Raw genomic sequence first — 14,358 nt, 5'->3', positions numbered from 1 at the left:
TTTTGGCTCCGAGACAGATGCCCGGATGCTCTTTGCCCGCGATTAACGGGGGATTAACGCCCACTGCAACGTCAGCGCTGCGATTACGCCATAGCGCAGGCTTTTCGCCAGGGTTACCAGCAGTAGAAAACGCCACAACGGCTCACGCATCACCCCAGCCACCAACGTCAGCGGATCACCAATGACTGGCACCCAACTGAGCAACAACGTCCAGTGCCCCCAGCGTGCGTAATGGCTGCGAGCCTTGTCCAGCTGATTGGCGCTCACCGGGAACCAGCGTCGCTCTTTGAAGCGCTCGACCGAGCGCCCCAGCAGCCAATTGACCAGCGAGCCCAGCACATTACCCAGGGTGGCGATGCCCAGCAGCAGCCAAAGGTTGTAATGCCCGCTGAGCAGCAGGCCGACCAGCACAGCTTCCGACTGCAGGGGCAATAACGTCGCGGCGCCAAATGCCGCGCCGAACAGCCCCAGGTACCCCATCAACACCGGTCAGTGAGCCGGGTAGTCCGCTACCACCACGTCTTCGCCGTCGCGGGTCAAGCCAATGATTTGATACGCCTCGCTGCGTCCGTCTACTTCCATGCCTGGCGAGCCCAATGGCATGCCCGGTGCGGCAAGGCCCAGCAGGTCGTTGCGCTTGCGCAGAGCCAGGACCTGCTCGGCGGGTACGTGGCCTTCGACGAACTTGCCGTCGATCACCGCGGTGTGGCAGGAGCCAAGGCGTGGCGCCACGCCCAAGCGTTGTTTCACCGCGCTCATGTCGGCTTCAACGTGGTCGTTGACCTTGAAACCGTTGCTCTCCAAGTGGCTGATCCACTTCTTGCAGCAGCCGCAGTTGGCGTCGCGGTGTACATCGATGGGGATCAGTTCGGCGGCCTGGGCCAGGGTGGTGGTAAACAGGGCACTGAGCAGGGCCAGTCGCAATGGGGTTTTCATCGTGGGTCTCACTGAAGGCGCGGCAATAAGCCGGGCATTCTCCCTGCTTTTGCCGGCATGTTTGCAATGTGACGTCGTGGTAATGTTTCTAAATTATACGAACCCCGGATTGTCCAGCCGCTGCTTGAGCCGGTCCAACGCAATCGCCGACAACGCGACCATGCGCTCATGCAAAGACGCCAGTTGCAGTTCAGTCTCGTAAGTCAGCACCCGTTTGAACAGGGTGCCTCCCTGATGAGCGCGCAAGCAGTAATGGATGCAACCGTCAACCGCCAGGGAGGTGAACACGGTCTTGAACTCGCTGGGGCGGCGGGCGATTTGTACGCGGTAACTCATGGGGACGCGTATGCCCAGCAGGTCGATGATTTCGGTAAAACGCGTGCCGACCGGTAATGAGCCGGTGGTGCCGGTGTCGGCGCTGAGGGAGGTGGGGTGCCACTCGTGCCAGCGGTCGGGCTGGGTCACATAGTCATAAACCGCCTCGATCGGCGCCTGGATGAAGCGTTCCTGACTGATCTGCTCCAAGCGGACCGAATGCTCAGTCGCGTGCATGACACACCTCCTGTGTGGCGGTTTTTACACTAGGAGTTGTGAGAATAGTCTGACTCCCATGCTTTGCACGAGAGTCGGCAGACCGTTGATCAATCCCGCTGAGAACGGCCCCCACAAGGGTTTCCAGCAAACGCTAGATATCCAGCATGGCCAGCACTTCCTTGGGGTAACGCAGGCCTGCGGTTGCATCGGCAGGGAAGATCGCATCCAGCGCAGCCAGTTCGTCAGCGCTGAGAGAAATCGACAGCGCCTCCACATTCTCTTGCAGATAGGTGCGCCGCTTGGTGCCGGGAATCGGGATGATGTAATCGCCTTGGGCCAATACCCAGGCCAGCGCCAGTTGCCCGGCCGTGACACCTTTGTCTGCCGCCAGGCTCTTGACCTGTTCTACCAGCAGCAGGTTTTTCGCAAAGTTCTCCCCCTGAAAGCGCGGGCTGAAGCGTCGGTAATCATCGGCGCCGAAATCATCCGGGCTCTTCAAGGCGCCGGTGAGAAAACCTCGGCCCAACGGGCTGTACGGCACAAACGCGATGCCCAGGCGCTGGCAAGCGGCGAGGCAACCATTGTCTTGCTGGTCGCGGCTCCACAGCGAATATTCACTTTGCAGGGCGCTAATGGGATGGACCTTATGCGCCCGTTCCAGAGTAGCGGCGGACGCCTCGCTCAGGCCCAGATAGCGCACTTTGCCCTGTTTCACCAGGTCGGCCATGGCGCCGACCGTTTCTTCGATGGCCACGTCGGGGTCGATACGGTGCTGGTAGTACAGGTCCAGCGTATCCACCCCCAGGCGTTGCAAGGTGCCGTCGATGGCGTTGCGGATATACTCGGGCCGGCCATTCACCCCGCGCACTACGGGGTTGGCAGGGTCGCGCACAATCCCGAATTTACTGGCCAGGAAGACCTGGTCGCGCTTGCCGGCAATAGCCTTGCCGATCAGTTGCTCATTGGTGTGCGGGCCGTACATGTCCGCGGTATCGAGAAAGTTGACGCCCAGCTCCAGGGCGCGGTGCAAGGTTGCGGTGGCTTCGGTGGTATCGGTGCCGGGCGTGTAGAAATCGGTCATGCCCATGCAGCCAAGGCCGATGGCAGACACATGCGGGCCGTTTTTACCGAGTTGTCGAGTGTGCATAGGGAAGCTCCTTGTGATGAGGGGCCCATTGTTACCCTTGAAAAAATGCAGATAAACCCGCTAAAAGTGCTATCACTGTTCGTAATATCTAAACAATTCCCCACGGGAGCATTTTATTGGATCGTTTTAACGCCATGCGCGTGTTCACTCGGATTGTTGAATTGGGCGGGTTTGCCAAGGCCGCCGACAGCCTGCAATTGCCACGCGCCTCCGTGACGATCCTGATCAAGCAACTGGAGGCCCATCTCGGCGTGCAACTGCTGCAGCGCACCACGCGCCACGTCAGCCCGACCCTGGATGGCGCGGCGTACTACCAACGTTGCGTGCAATTGCTGACTGATCTTGAGGAAACCGAGGCGGTGTTCTCCACGCGGCGCCAGAACCCCCGGGGCACATTGAGCATCGATATGCCCTCAGGCATTGGGAGCTTGATTGTGATTCCGGCCTTGCCAACGTTCACCGCGCTGTACCCACAGATCGAGTTGGAGATCGGCCTCAATGACCGGCCAGTGGATCTGATTCGCGAAGGCGTCGATTGCGTGTTGCGCGGTGGTCCGGCCCTGGATGAATCGCTGGTGGCACGCCCCTTGGCGATGATGGAACAACTGACCCTGGCCAGCCCCGCGTACCTTGAACGCATGGGCACGCCCACTTGCCTGGAGCAGTTGGCGGGTCACCAAATGGTCGAGTACGTGTCCAGCGCCAGCGGTAAACGTTTTGGCCTGGAATTTCTGCTGGGCAGCGAGTTGCATCCGATCAACCTGCCGAAAGTGGTTGCCGTGAACAGCTCTGCCGGTTACTTCGCTGCGTGCGAAGCCGGCTACGGGCTGATCCAGGCACCTCGTTATCACTCCCTGCGCCAACTGGCCGAGGGCACGCTGGTGCAGGTGCTCCCTGATGTGGCAGTGCCGAAGATGGCGCTGACTGCGTTGTACCCGCCTCATCGGCAGTTGTCGCAGCGGGTGAGGGTGTTCGTCGATTGGCTGGTGCAGTTGTGCGCTCGGCCCGGCACCGGCTTACAAGGCTAGGCTTGCGCCCTTCGATAGGCACCAGGCTGTTGCCCGGTGACTTTATGGAAGGCTCGGGTAAACGCCGCCACCGATTGATACCCGGCCGCCAGCGAAACCTCGGCCACGGTCTGGTCCGCCTTGAGCAACCCACAGGCGTGGCGCATTCGGATCATCAGCAGTACTTGCCCGGGCGACTGTCCACACAGTTCGCTGAAGCGCTTGAAAAACGCCGAGCGCGACAACCCGGTACAGGCCGCCATGCTTTCCAGGCTCCAGGGCTCGGCGGGGCGGGCTATCAATTGCTCCAGCAAATGTGCGAACGCCGGTGCCCGGCCCAGCGCCGCAAGGCCGCCAAGCTCGGTGTTGTCGAGCACTTGCTGGCGCAGCACATACAGGAACAGCAGGTGGCACAGGCGCTCAAGCAGCGCGGAAGAGGGCGCTGGGGTGCGTGCGCATTCTTGCAGGATCAATTCGAACAGGTTGCGTGCAGCCATCAGCGACGGGTCGCCGGCGCGCAGGATGATCCAACTGGGCAGGGTGTCGACGATCAGCGTCGACAATCCGGATTGGAAGTGAAAGAAACCGCAGACTAGTCCTACGCCGTCCGTGGCCGTGCTATCGAGAGGCAGCATCGAGCGGCGTGGGCACTGCTGGGCGCCGGCCGCCGTGGCTTGGCCGGAAAGCCTGAAGGCAAAGTCCCGCAGCAGGAACACCGCGTCACCATTGTTCAGGTGTTGGGGCGTTGGATCACCGTCGATATGCAGCCAGCATTCGCCTTGCACAATCAAGTGGAAGCTCGCCTTCGCGAGGCCATGGGTGCTCGCGTGCCAGTCACCACAATAACGGCCGACGTGAAACAGGCTGGTGTTGAGTTCGAGGCTATCTAATAACCAATCGACAAGTACATCGGACGAATTCATCTAATGGAAAGACTCAAGAGCAAGTAATCGCTACTTTAGCCTATTGAGCGCTTTTTTTAGAACCAACAGACTGGGGCATTCAAACCCAACAGGAGTCCACTTCATGTCCCGTGTACCGTTGCTCACGCCTGAAACCGCACCGGAAGCCGCCAAGCCCTTTCTGGAAAACGCGCTGAAAGGCTCGGGTTTTATCCCTAACCTACTGGGCGTACTGGCCAACGCACCGGCTGCGCTGGAAACCTACATCACCGTCTCCGGCTTGAATGCCAAGGCCGAGCTGAGCCTGGCCGACCGTGAAGTGGTGCAACTGATTGCTGCTACTACCCACGGTTGTGATTTCTGCGTCGCCGGCCACACGGCGGTTGCCCGCAACAAAGCCAAGTTGCCCGAGGAGGTGATCGAGGCCTTGCGCCGCCGGGGTGAGTTGCCTGACGCGCGCTATGAGACACTTGCCGCGTTTACCCGTGAAGTGATCGCCACCCGTGGGGATGTGAGTGACGCGGGCTTTGAGGCGTTCCGCGCCGCTGGCTACACCGACGGCCACGCGCTGGAAGTCATCCTGGGTGTCAGCCTGGCAACCCTGTGCAACTTCGCCAACGTGTTTGCCCGCACCCCGCTGAACCCGGAGCTGGCGCAATACCGTTGGGAAAAACCGGCCAACTGATTCGGCGTTGGCCCACCTGCTGTAAAAGGAGAGACATGAATGCTTGACCCAATCTTGAGCCGTTGGCTCGATGTTCAAGCGCAGGCCCTGGACGTGGGCAGTTGCGATCCACAGGAAGTGCTGCCACGGCTGGCAGAAGCCAATATTCTGAGAATCGGCGTGCCCACCCACCTGGGCGGCCTGGGCGGCGATGTGGCGGGTGCGGTCGAGGCCATCGCCAATGTGGCCAGCCATTCCCTGGCTGCGGCGTTTGTGTGCTGGGGCCAGCGCTCGTTTATCGAGTACCTGCTGCAGAGCCCCAATCAGCGCTTGCGCGAGCAGCTGATGCCAGACCTGCTCAGCGGCAAGTTGGCCGGCGCCACCGGGTTGTCGAATGCGATGAAGTTCCTGTCGGGTATCGAGACGTTGCAGATCAGCGCCGAGCCCAACGACCACGGTTGGATCCTCAACGATCGCCTGCACTGGGTGACCAACTTGCGCAAGAATGGCTTTGTCGCTGCGGCGGCCATCGAGCATGCCGGGGGCGGCGCGCCATTTATCCTGGCCATTCCAGATTCGGTGGCCGGGTTGCAGCGCTCCCGTGACCTGGAGCTGCTCGGGCTGCAATCGAGCAACACCGCAGCGCTGGGCCTGGAAGGCGTGGAGCTGAGTCGCGAGTGGTTGTTGCACGAGGATGCGCGCAAGTTTTTACCGGCGGTACGCCCGGCGTTTCTAGGCTTGCAGTGCGGTATGTCGATTGGTTTGGCACGGCGTTCCCTGGCTGAAGTAGCCCACCATTTGGGCGCCAGTCGTACCGTGTTGCGCGACGAGCTGGAAGCCCTGCGCGCAACGCTGGATCATCTGGTCAACGAGCTTGAAAAGGGGCTGTTGGCCGGGCGCTTTACCGCCGAGCCCATACCGCTGTTCAAACTGCGTATCGCCTTGGCCGAAACCGCCGCCAGCGCTGTGCAGCTTGAACTGCAAGCCAGCGGTGGCAAGGCCTACCTGACCGCCCACGGCAGCGGCTTTGCCCGGCGCTGGCGCGAGTCGGCCTTTGTACCGATCGTAACGCCCAGCCTGGTGCAACTGCGTACCGAGCTACACCGCCAGGCCAATCTATGAGCCAGGCGGTATTGACGGCCCAGGGCATTTGCCTGGGGTATGGCAGCGGGCCGGTGTTGCAAGGCTTCGACTTGCACTTGCAACCGGGTGAAGTGGTGTCGATCCTGGGCCCGAGCGGCGTGGGCAAATCCAGCCTGCTGCGCGTGCTGGCCGGCTTGCAGGCACCTCAGGCTGGCCGCGTGCAGGTATTGGGCGAGCCGTTGAGCGGCCCGCATCCGCGCGTGGTGGTGGCTTTTCAAGACCCGAGCCTGTTGCCTTGGCTGACCCTGGAAAAAAACGTTGCCTTCGGCCTGGATTTCGCTCGCCAACCGCACTTGAGTGGTGAAGAACGCCGCCGTCGTGTTGATCACGCCATTGCAGCGGTGGGGCTGGAGCCTGCGCGCCAGCAGTTCCCGGCGCAATTGTCCGGTGGCATGGCACAGCGCACGGCACTGGCCCGCTGCCTGGCGCGTCAGCCACAAGTGTTACTGCTCGACGAACCCTTCGGCGCGCTCGATGAAGTGACTCGCGCCGATATGCAGCACCTGTTGCTCAAGGTCAATCGTGAGCAAGGCTCGGCGGCCGTATTGATCACCCACGACATCGACGAAGCGCTGTTGCTGTCGGACCGCATCCTGCTACTGGGTAACCGCCCGGCGCGGACGTTGGGCGAGTGGGCTATCGATTTGCCACACCCTCGGGAAGAACAGGTCGAGGCCATCGGCGCGCTGCGTATCGAAATTTTGAAAACCTTACGGCAGGCGAGCCGCCCTCAACCCAACCCCCTTGAACAACAGGAGTTTACTTATGTGTCTGGATGACCTGGCCCACTCGCGCCGTGACTTTCTCAAACTCTCCGCCGTGCTCAGTGCCGCCGGCGCCTTGCCTCTGCTGAGCAGCCTGCAGGCGCGTGCCGCCAACGAGCCCGACGCGCCGGTGCGTATTGGCTATCTACCTATCACTGACGCCACGCCACTGCTGGTGGCCCACAACAATGGCCTGTTCGAAGCCGAAGGTATCAAGGCCGAGCGCCCAGTGTTGTTGCGCAGTTGGGCCCAAGTGATCGAGGCGTTTATCTCCGGCCAGGTCAACGTGATACACCTGCTGTCGCCAATGACCGTATGGGCGCGCTACGGCAGTAAAGTGCCGGCCAAAGTCGTGGCGTGGAACCATGTGGGCGGTTCGGGCTTGACCGTATCCCCAGGTATTACCGACGTGAAGCAACTGGGTGGCAAGTCGGTGGCGATTCCGTTCTGGTACTCGATCCATAACGTGGTGGTGCAGCAACTGTTCCGCGATAACGGCCTCACACCGGTCACCCGCGCCACCGGCAGTTCGATTGCTGCCAATGAGGTCAACCTGATCGTGTTGCCGCCCTCGGACATGCCTCCGGCCCTGGCCAGCAAACGCATCGACGGCTACATCGTCGCCGAACCGTTCAATGCCCTGGCAGAAAACCTCAAGGTCGGTCGCGTGCAGCGCTTCACAGGTGACGTGTGGCGCAACCACGCGTGCTGCGTGGTGTTCATGCACGAGCACGACCTGGCCAACCGTCCGGAGTGGTCGCAGAAGGTGGTGAACGCCATCGTCAAGGCCCAGGTGTGGACCCGCAACAACCGTGAAGAGGCGGTGAAGCTGCTGTCCAAGGATGGCCCGAACCGTTACACGCCCCATGCCGAACCGGTGTTGAGCAAAGTCCTGGCGCCGGCGGCCAGCGACCGCGCCTCCTACGTGGCCGACGGCGCGATCCAGCACGCCAACTGGGACGAGCAGCGCATCGACTTCCAACCGTACCCGTTCCCCAGCTACACCGAAGAACTGGTGCGGCGCTTGAAGGACACCCTGATCGAAGGCGACAAAAAGTTTCTCACGGACCTGGACCCAGCCTTCGTGGCCAAGGACCTGGTGGACGACCGCTTCGTGCGCAACGCGATCGAAGCCGTGGGTGGCATGCAGACCTTCGGTTTGCCGGATGGTTATGAGCGGCACGAGGAGATCGGCGTTTGAACAACAGCAGAATCCCCGGCTGGTGGCTGGGGCTGAGTGGCTTGGCGGGTTTGTTGGTGCTGTGGTGGTTGGGCGTGAAAGTGTTCGGCGAGGCCGATGGCCTGTCGGCGCGCTTTTCCCTGGCGGCCACCGCCAGCAGCTTGTGGGAATTGCTCGGGCGGGGTGAGTTGTACCTGCATATCGCCGTGAGCCTGAAGCGTATTTTCGTCGGGCTGTTTATCGCGTTGTTGGTAGGCGTACCCCTCGGGCTGCTGGTGGGCAGTTCGCGTAACCTGGAGGCGGCGACCACGCCAGCGTTCCAGTTTCTGCGGATGATTTCGCCGCTGTCCTGGATGCCGATCGTGGTGATGCTGATGGGCGTGGGCGACCAGCCAATCTATTTCCTGCTGGCCTTTGCCGCTGTCTGGCCGATCATGCTCAACACCGCAGCGGGCGTGCGTCAGCTCGACCCGCGCTGGTTACAGTTGAGCAAGAGCTTGAGCGCCACGCGTTGGGAAACCTTGCGCCGGGTGGTCATTCCTGGCGTGGTAGGGCATGTGCTGACCGGCGTGCGCCTGGCCATCGGCATCCTGTGGATCGTGCTGGTGCCCTGCGAAATGCTCGGGGTCAGTGCGGGGCTGGGGTATTACATCCTCGACACCCGTGATCGGCTCGCGTATTCGGAGTTGATGGCGATGGTAGTGGTGATCGGGGTGCTGGGGTTCGCGCTGGATGCGTTTGCGCGTTGGTTGCATCGGCGGTGGGTGCATGGCGGCTAAGTGGTGGAAACCGGCGTCGAGGCTCCGAACCCGCCTGACGAGTAGGTAATGTCGATGCAGTAACGCGTGAAGCCCCCAAGCGTGCTGCACGCGTTGTGCACGAAGCGTTATCCGGATGCAGATCAGCGCCGCTGGTAACCGCCACCACCCTCATAGCGGTGATCATGCCAGCCCCCGCCGCGCGGGAAGAAAAAACAACCGCCCAGGCTCAGCATGATCATCAGTGGAACCAGCAGGATGAGTCGTCGCAGCATTTCACAGTTCTCCAAGGGGTATTCGCAAGGCCTGTCAGGCGGAGGGCAAGCCAAAACTTTTCATCGCCTGTAACATAAGACCCTGCCGAAACCGCGCCATCCCCGTGACTGGGTATGTGCTTGGCATGCACGGCGATACACAGTGGATACATTCTTCAGGTTCAGGAACTCGTCATGACCCAAAAGCAACGCTTGAAATACTCGCTTCTGATTGCCCTGGCTGTACTGGGCGCGATGTTCGGCCTGTCTTATCTGCAGAACACAGGCGTGATCAGTGAAAAAACCTTCCAGTACCTGGCCATCGCGATTGCCGTGGTCGTCGTCGTGATCAACGGCATCATGCGCCGCAAGGTCAAGCCTAACTTCTGACGGGCGTCAGTCAGGCACGACCTTCGAGTACCTTGGCAGCCTCTTCATGGAGGCTGTAGCTCTTGTCAGCGTTGAGGGTGATCACGCCCTCGCTGCATAGACGCTTGAGTACCTCGCGCACGCTGAGAAACGACAACGGTATGCCCAGCTCCAGCAAATGGCTGTGCACGCCGCGTACCCCGAGGGTGCGCTGATTGTCGGCGGCAGTGAGGAGGGCGTCGATGACCTTCAGCCGGATCAGGCTGGTGCGCAAACCGAAACACTTGAGCAAATGGCGGATGCGCTGGTTGCCCTGCTGTTCGGGCGCGTTACCGAACGCCCGTGCGTCGTTGCCATAGTGGGTATCTGCGGCCTTTGAATGTCCATCCGTGGGCACTTGCGGGTTATACATGCAAAAACTCCTTTTCAGAGCCTGATCAGGAAAAAGATGGTGCTCTTGGGTAATAAGACGAACGAGTGACGCAAATCATGAAACGATGGATGTAGAAAATTTGTCGGTATCAGGTTTGTCACATCCCCTGCGCCGTCGATAGGCAACCTTGTGCGGTTAAATTTTGCCGGGCGATGTGCGTTCTTACGGTGGGGTAACCATCCCTCGTGAGGCTGTTCAATTTGACTGTGGAGTCGGCGTGATTATTTCCAAGGGGTTGTCCAGAGTGGGCACGGCAGGGCTGTTACTCGCCATGAGCCTGGCCGTATCGGCACGCGAGCAAGTGACGCAAACGTCGGCGGATATACGGCGTACCAGTTATGGCGTGCCGCATATTCGCGCCTCTGATGAGCGGGGCCTGGGGGTAGGTATGGGTTACGCCTATGCCCAGGACAACCTGTGCCTGCTGGCCAATGAAATAGTCACGGTCAATGGCGAGCGGGCGAGGTTTTTCGGGCCGGACCAGGCGACCCTGGAAGAGCGCAACAACCTTGCCAGCGATGTATTCTTCAACTGGCTGAATACACCCGAGGCCGTTGCGGCATTCTGGAAAGCCCAGACGCCCGAAATGCAACAGCGCATCGAAGGGTACGTGGCCGGCTACAACCGTTATCTCAAGGATAAGGGCGCACCCGCACAGTGCCAGGCCGCGTGGGTACGGCCCTTGGTAGTGCAAGACCTGGTGAAGTTGACCCGCAGGCTATTGGTAGAAGGGGGCATCGGCCAATTCGCCGAAGCCTTGGTCGGGGCAGCACCGCCGCAGGCCACCGCCAGTGTGCAGTCCGGTGCCAAAGCCTTTGCCATGGCCGCCGCCAACCAGCAACGCTTCACGCTGGATCGAGGCAGCAATGCCGTTGCCGTGGGCCGTGACCGCTCATTCAATGGCCGTGGCATGCTGCTGGCCAACCCGCATTTCCCGTGGGTGGGCGGCATGCGTTTTTACGAGATGCACCTGACCATCCCGGGCCAGTTGGATGTGATGGGCGCCGCACTGCCAGGGCTGCCCGTGGTGAACATCGGTTTCAACCAGCATGTGGCGTGGACTCACACCGTGGACACGTCCAAACACTTCACCCTGTACCGCCTGACCCTCGACCCCAAGGACGCCACCCGTTACCTGCTGGACGGCAAGTCCATCCCCCTGGATAAAACCGCCGTAACGGTACAGGTCAAGCAAGCTGACGGCAGCCTCAAGGCCGTGACCCACACCGTCTACAGTTCGCAGTTCGGCCCCGTGGTGCAATGGCCGGGCAAGCTCGACTGGGACAACCACTACGCCTTCAGCCTGCGCGACGCCAACCTTGGCAACGACCGGGTGCTGCAACAGTGGTACGCCATGAATCGCGCCGGTAGCCTCAAGGAGCTGCAAACCTCAGTGCATACCCTGCAAGGCATCCCCTGGGTCAACACCCTGGCCGCCGATGACCAGGGCCAAAGCCTGTACATGAACCTGTCGGTAGTGCCCAACGTCAGCGCCGCCAAGCTGGCAAAATGCAGCGACCCGCGGGCCGGCCTGCAAATGATCATGCTCGACGGCGCCCACAGCGCCTGCGCGTGGGACATCGACCCGCGCGCGGCCCAGCCGGGTATCTTCCCGGCCGACCAGTTGCCCCAGTTGCAACGCACCGACTACGTGCAACACTCCAACGATTCCGCCTGGATGGCCAACCCCAAGGCGCCGCTAAGTGGCTTTTCGCCGGTGATCAGCCAGGACAACATCGGCCTCGGCCCGCGTGCGCGCTTCGCGCTCCAGCGCCTGCAAACCCTCGAGCAGCAGCCGATCACCGTCACTGATCTGCAAGACATGGTCATGGACAACGAGGTGTACCTGGCGGGCCAAGTCATGCCCGACCTGCTGACGTTCTGCGCCAAACACCTGGGCACTGACGCCGCTGCGCTACAGCCGCTGTGCACCAGCCTGAAAAACTGGGACCAGCGCGCCAACCTCGACAGCGGCGTCGGCCTGCTGCACTTCATCAACCTGGTGCAGCACCTGCAGCAAATCCCTGACGCCTGGCGCGTGGCCTTCGACACGGCCCATCCTCTGACCACCCCTAGCGGCCTCGCCATCGACCGCGCCCCGGTCGCCAAGGCCCTGCGCGCAGCCATGCTGGCCTCCAGCGCTGAGGTCAGCAAACTGGGGCAGACCCGCTGGGGCGATATCCAAGTCTGCGGCCAAACCCCCATCCACGGCGGCCCGCAAGAACTCGGTATCTACAACGCCATGCAAACCGTGCCCCGCGCCGACGGCAAACGCGAAGTCGTCAGCGGCACCAGCTACCTGCAAATCGTCAGCTTCGACGACAAAGGCCCCAACGCAGTCGGCGTCCTCGCCTTCTCCGAGTCCAGCAACCCGGCGTCCGCCTATTCAAAGGACCAGACCCAAGCCTTCTCCGAGAAAAAACTGCGCCCATTGCCCTTCACCGAGGCCCAGATCAAGGCCGACCCGCACTACCAAATCCACAGGGTGAAGGAGTAGGGCAGAGGCGCAACCCCTTGATGCCAAGGCAGAATATTTTTTGAAATCAAGGGGTTGCAGGCCTAGGCAAATGAGTACATAATGGCGCCCATCGAACGCAACGAAGCATTAAAAACTTCAATGTATTCAATGAGTTAGAGTAGAGGCAGGCTTCACGTAGCCCACTCAAGTTTGTATGCGGTGAATGTCAGCAACCAGGGCATTGATCGTTTGAGGCCGAGTAGCAAAATGGTTATGCAGCGGATTGCAAATCCGCCTACGCCGGTTCGATTCCGACCTCGGCCTCCACTCTTGAAAACCCCGTAGATTAACGTCTACGGGGTTTTTTATTGCCTAAAATGCAGCAATACCGCCACCGCCCTGATTCCGTGAAACTGATCGAAGCAAATGATGTCCGATTGCTATCGGCCAAGGAAGAGGTCCGCCAAGCGCGCATTGGGTCTACGCTCAGTAGAGCCTCAAGCGACCTCCTCATGCCGGTTTAGCCGCGCGCTTATCCTGCCTGCGCAGGATAACGCCCGCACTCATCAAAGCTGACAGAGTGACCCATGAAACAAAAAATTCTTCTTGTAGCCGTGTGTGCTGCACTCATCCAAGGCTGTGCCGCCCCTTCCAAAAGCCATGAAGAATCACCTTCAATGCCTATTACCTCAGCAGCTGTAGCCCAGCCAACCTTATCCGCTTACGACTGGAACCTGGTCTCGGCAACGGATGCGTCGGGCAAGCCTCTTGTGGCGATGAACAAAGGCATCGAGCGCAAGTTGCGCGTTGCCTTCGGTGACAAGAACCTGAGCATCAGCGGTGGCTGCAATCGTCAGTTCGGCGGCTTTCACTATCAGGACGGAGTTCTGAAGGTTCAGCCACTGGCCTCTACGCTGATGGCCTGTGACAAGAGCCTGATGGACCTTGATGCCCAAGTAGGGCGGCTGTTCAAGGGTGATCTGCGCGCTGTGATCACCGGCGATAACGTGGCGCCGATGCTGCAACTGACGACAGCGGATGGCTCGGTGCTCAAGCTGCAAGGCGAGGCCACCCCGCAGACCCGCTACGGTAGCGAGGGTGAGGTCAAGTTTCTGGAAGTGGCGGCCAAGACGGTCAAGTGCAGCCATCCTTTGATCCCAGGTTATCAGTGCCTGCAAGTGCGCGAGCGTCGCTATGACGACGCGGGCCTGCAACTGGCGACCCAAGACAGCTGGCATCCGCTGTACCAGCCTATCGAAGGCTTTGTGCATCATGACGGCGTGCGCACTGTGCTGCGGGTCAAACAGTACGAATGGAAGAATCCGCCAGCGGATGCGCCTTCGACGGTCTACGTGTTGGATATGGTGGTCGAGCAGGACGCTTCTGGCAGCAAGTAAGCGAACACAAACCCCGTAGATCAGCGTCTACGGGGTTTTTTATTGCCTGTGATTTATGCGTTTTTTCGACGAGTGACATGTCTAGGTCAAGGGTTCTGGGTCGATCAGGGGTTGTCACGTGCGGATTTGCCGACTACCCTGAAAATGTTTGAATTATTACAAACAATTTCGGTGTGACTGTTTTTTAGGTCATACGGCTTCAGGACGAGGAACGAAAAATGTTTTCACATGAAGGTATTGCACTAGAGCTGTTGGTCTTGGTTTTTGGCGTCACTGGGTTATTGTTGATCGCCTGGTTTATTCACCATCAATACGAGCTAAAGTCGCGTAGGCATGTAAAAAAACAACATGTTTCTGGCCAGCAGCGTGAAGCTCAGAGCCGCTGACTGTCCCTTCACCCGTGCCAGCCTTT

17 protein-coding genes and 1 tRNA gene are annotated in these 14,358 nt (G+C 60.4%); 11 read left to right on the top strand and 7 right to left on the bottom strand.

Translation table 11 applies throughout. The annotated features are described in order from the left end of the window. Positions 1-42: 42 nt before the first annotated feature. The 4 genes from JFT58_RS27780 to JFT58_RS27765 all read right to left on the bottom strand — a co-directional run bounded on the left by JFT58_RS27780 (position 43) and on the right by JFT58_RS27765 (position 2,617). Positions 43-486, bottom strand: coding sequence for a YqaA family protein (locus JFT58_RS27780; protein WP_054897382.1), 444 nt, complete (start codon positions 484-486; stop codon positions 43-45). Positions 487-489: 3 nt separating this feature from the next. Continuing rightward, positions 490-936 (bottom strand): DUF411 domain-containing protein, encoded by a 447-nt coding sequence (locus tag JFT58_RS27775; protein ID WP_034127552.1) that lies wholly within the window; start codon positions 934-936, stop codon positions 490-492. A 93-nt stretch (positions 937-1,029) separates the two neighbouring features. After that, complete coding sequence (locus JFT58_RS27770; RefSeq protein ID WP_054897383.1) at positions 1,030-1,488, bottom strand: SRPBCC family protein; 459 nt, start codon at positions 1,486-1,488, stop codon at positions 1,030-1,032. Positions 1,489-1,621: 133 nt separating this feature from the next. Beyond that, positions 1,622-2,617, bottom strand: coding sequence for an aldo/keto reductase (locus tag JFT58_RS27765; protein ID WP_054897384.1), 996 nt, complete (start codon positions 2,615-2,617; stop codon positions 1,622-1,624). 116 nt (positions 2,618-2,733) lie between these two features. On the opposite strand from JFT58_RS27765, the gene JFT58_RS27760 reads away from it, so the two are divergent. Continuing rightward, entirely contained in the window at positions 2,734-3,645 is a 912-nt protein-coding gene (locus JFT58_RS27760; RefSeq protein ID WP_054897385.1) for a LysR family transcriptional regulator, read from the top strand. On the opposite strand, the gene JFT58_RS27755 is transcribed toward JFT58_RS27760, so the two are convergent. Then, positions 3,642-4,547 (bottom strand): AraC family transcriptional regulator, encoded by a 906-nt coding sequence (locus tag JFT58_RS27755; RefSeq protein WP_054897386.1) that lies wholly within the window; start codon positions 4,545-4,547, stop codon positions 3,642-3,644. The genes JFT58_RS27760 and JFT58_RS27755 overlap by 4 nt on opposite strands. 103 nt (positions 4,548-4,650) lie before the next feature. Between JFT58_RS27755 and JFT58_RS27750 the strand changes: the two genes are divergently transcribed. The 5 genes from JFT58_RS27750 to JFT58_RS27730 are packed head-to-tail and all read left to right on the top strand — an operon-like array spanning position 4,651 to position 9,056. Then, positions 4,651-5,211, top strand: coding sequence for a carboxymuconolactone decarboxylase family protein (locus JFT58_RS27750; protein WP_054897387.1), 561 nt, complete (start codon positions 4,651-4,653; stop codon positions 5,209-5,211). 39 nt (positions 5,212-5,250) lie between these two features. Then, positions 5,251-6,312, top strand: coding sequence for an acyl-CoA dehydrogenase family protein (locus tag JFT58_RS27745; protein WP_198834799.1), 1,062 nt, complete (start codon positions 5,251-5,253; stop codon positions 6,310-6,312). Further along, positions 6,309-7,112, top strand: coding sequence for an ABC transporter ATP-binding protein (locus tag JFT58_RS27740; protein WP_054897389.1), 804 nt, complete (start codon positions 6,309-6,311; stop codon positions 7,110-7,112). The genes JFT58_RS27745 and JFT58_RS27740 overlap by 4 nt, the downstream gene beginning before the upstream one ends. After that, complete coding sequence (locus tag JFT58_RS27735) at positions 7,099-8,298, top strand: ABC transporter substrate-binding protein (protein WP_054897390.1); 1,200 nt, start codon at positions 7,099-7,101, stop codon at positions 8,296-8,298. The genes JFT58_RS27740 and JFT58_RS27735 overlap by 14 nt, the downstream gene beginning before the upstream one ends. Continuing rightward, positions 8,295-9,056 carry an ABC transporter permease gene (locus JFT58_RS27730; protein WP_054897391.1) on the top strand — a complete coding sequence of 254 codons (762 nt, stop codon included), beginning with the start codon at positions 8,295-8,297 and terminating at the stop codon, positions 9,054-9,056. Before JFT58_RS27735 ends, JFT58_RS27730 begins: the two co-directional genes overlap by 4 nt. 122 nt (positions 9,057-9,178) lie before the next feature. Here the strand turns inward: JFT58_RS27730 and JFT58_RS30640 are convergent, their stop codons facing one another. Continuing rightward, the gene (locus JFT58_RS30640; RefSeq protein ID WP_254914091.1) at positions 9,179-9,310 is read right to left on the bottom strand and encodes a hypothetical protein; all 132 of its coding nucleotides are present in this window, start codon (positions 9,308-9,310) and stop codon (positions 9,179-9,181) included. Positions 9,311-9,484: 174 nt separating this feature from the next. Here JFT58_RS30640 and JFT58_RS27725 point away from each other — a divergent pair, with 174 nt between their 5' ends. After that, a complete protein-coding gene (locus JFT58_RS27725) occupies positions 9,485-9,679 on the top strand; it encodes a hypothetical protein (RefSeq protein ID WP_014718591.1) in 195 nt (64 codons plus the stop codon). Between the two features lie 10 nt (positions 9,680-9,689). On the opposite strand, the gene JFT58_RS27720 is transcribed toward JFT58_RS27725, so the two are convergent. Further along, complete coding sequence (locus JFT58_RS27720; RefSeq protein ID WP_034127544.1) at positions 9,690-10,070, bottom strand: hypothetical protein; 381 nt, start codon at positions 10,068-10,070, stop codon at positions 9,690-9,692. A gap of 238 nt (positions 10,071-10,308) precedes the next feature. Between JFT58_RS27720 and pvdQ the strand changes: the two genes are divergently transcribed. From pvdQ to JFT58_RS27700, 4 genes are all read left to right on the top strand, one after another. Next, positions 10,309-12,588, top strand: coding sequence for a bifunctional acylase PvdQ (gene pvdQ, locus JFT58_RS27715; RefSeq protein ID WP_054897392.1), 2,280 nt, complete (start codon positions 10,309-10,311; stop codon positions 12,586-12,588). 214 nt (positions 12,589-12,802) lie between these two features. Beyond that, a tRNA-Cys gene (locus JFT58_RS27710) sits at positions 12,803-12,876 on the top strand. 350 nt (positions 12,877-13,226) lie between these two features. After that, a complete protein-coding gene (locus JFT58_RS27705; RefSeq protein ID WP_229999884.1) occupies positions 13,227-13,946 on the top strand; it encodes an META and DUF4377 domain-containing protein in 720 nt (239 codons plus the stop codon). A gap of 218 nt (positions 13,947-14,164) precedes the next feature. Further along, positions 14,165-14,332, top strand: a complete 168-nt coding sequence (locus tag JFT58_RS27700; protein ID WP_169918799.1) for a hypothetical protein — start codon at positions 14,165-14,167, stop codon at positions 14,330-14,332. The last annotated feature ends 26 nt before the right edge of the window (positions 14,333-14,358 follow it).

This window comes from Pseudomonas sp. MF6767 (assembly GCF_016405475.1).
Taxonomy (GTDB): Bacteria; Pseudomonadota; Gammaproteobacteria; order Pseudomonadales; family Pseudomonadaceae; genus Aquipseudomonas; species Aquipseudomonas paracarnis.
The sequence above is the reverse complement of the archived record's forward strand: the minus strand, read 5'-3'. Positions and strand labels throughout refer to the sequence as shown.

Excerpts from the sequence above, each read along its gene's own strand:
- JFT58_RS27745 (WP_198834799.1), top strand. The coding sequence starts at position 5,251 with ATGCTTGACCCAATCTTGAGCCGTTGGCTCGATGTTCAAGCGCAGGCC.
- JFT58_RS27750 (WP_054897387.1), top strand. The coding sequence starts at position 4,651 with ATGTCCCGTGTACCGTTGCTCACGCCTGAAACCGCACCGGAAGCCGCC.
- JFT58_RS27765 (WP_054897384.1), bottom strand. The coding sequence starts at position 2,617 with ATGCACACTCGACAACTCGGTAAAAACGGCCCGCATGTGTCTGCCATC.
- JFT58_RS30640 (WP_254914091.1), bottom strand. The coding sequence starts at position 9,310 with ATGCTGCGACGACTCATCCTGCTGGTTCCACTGATGATCATGCTGAGC.
- JFT58_RS27770 (WP_054897383.1), bottom strand. The coding sequence starts at position 1,488 with ATGCACGCGACTGAGCATTCGGTCCGCTTGGAGCAGATCAGTCAGGAA.
- JFT58_RS27775 (WP_034127552.1), bottom strand. The coding sequence starts at position 936 with ATGAAAACCCCATTGCGACTGGCCCTGCTCAGTGCCCTGTTTACCACC.
- JFT58_RS27705 (WP_229999884.1), top strand. The coding sequence starts at position 13,227 with ATGCCTATTACCTCAGCAGCTGTAGCCCAGCCAACCTTATCCGCTTAC.
- JFT58_RS27700 (WP_169918799.1), top strand. The coding sequence starts at position 14,165 with ATGTTTTCACATGAAGGTATTGCACTAGAGCTGTTGGTCTTGGTTTTT.
- JFT58_RS27755 (WP_054897386.1), bottom strand. The coding sequence starts at position 4,547 with ATGAATTCGTCCGATGTACTTGTCGATTGGTTATTAGATAGCCTCGAA.
- JFT58_RS27725 (WP_014718591.1), top strand. The coding sequence starts at position 9,485 with ATGACCCAAAAGCAACGCTTGAAATACTCGCTTCTGATTGCCCTGGCT.
- JFT58_RS27740 (WP_054897389.1), top strand. The coding sequence starts at position 6,309 with ATGAGCCAGGCGGTATTGACGGCCCAGGGCATTTGCCTGGGGTATGGC.
- JFT58_RS27735 (WP_054897390.1), top strand. The coding sequence starts at position 7,099 with ATGTGTCTGGATGACCTGGCCCACTCGCGCCGTGACTTTCTCAAACTC.
- JFT58_RS27720 (WP_034127544.1), bottom strand. The coding sequence starts at position 10,070 with ATGTATAACCCGCAAGTGCCCACGGATGGACATTCAAAGGCCGCAGAT.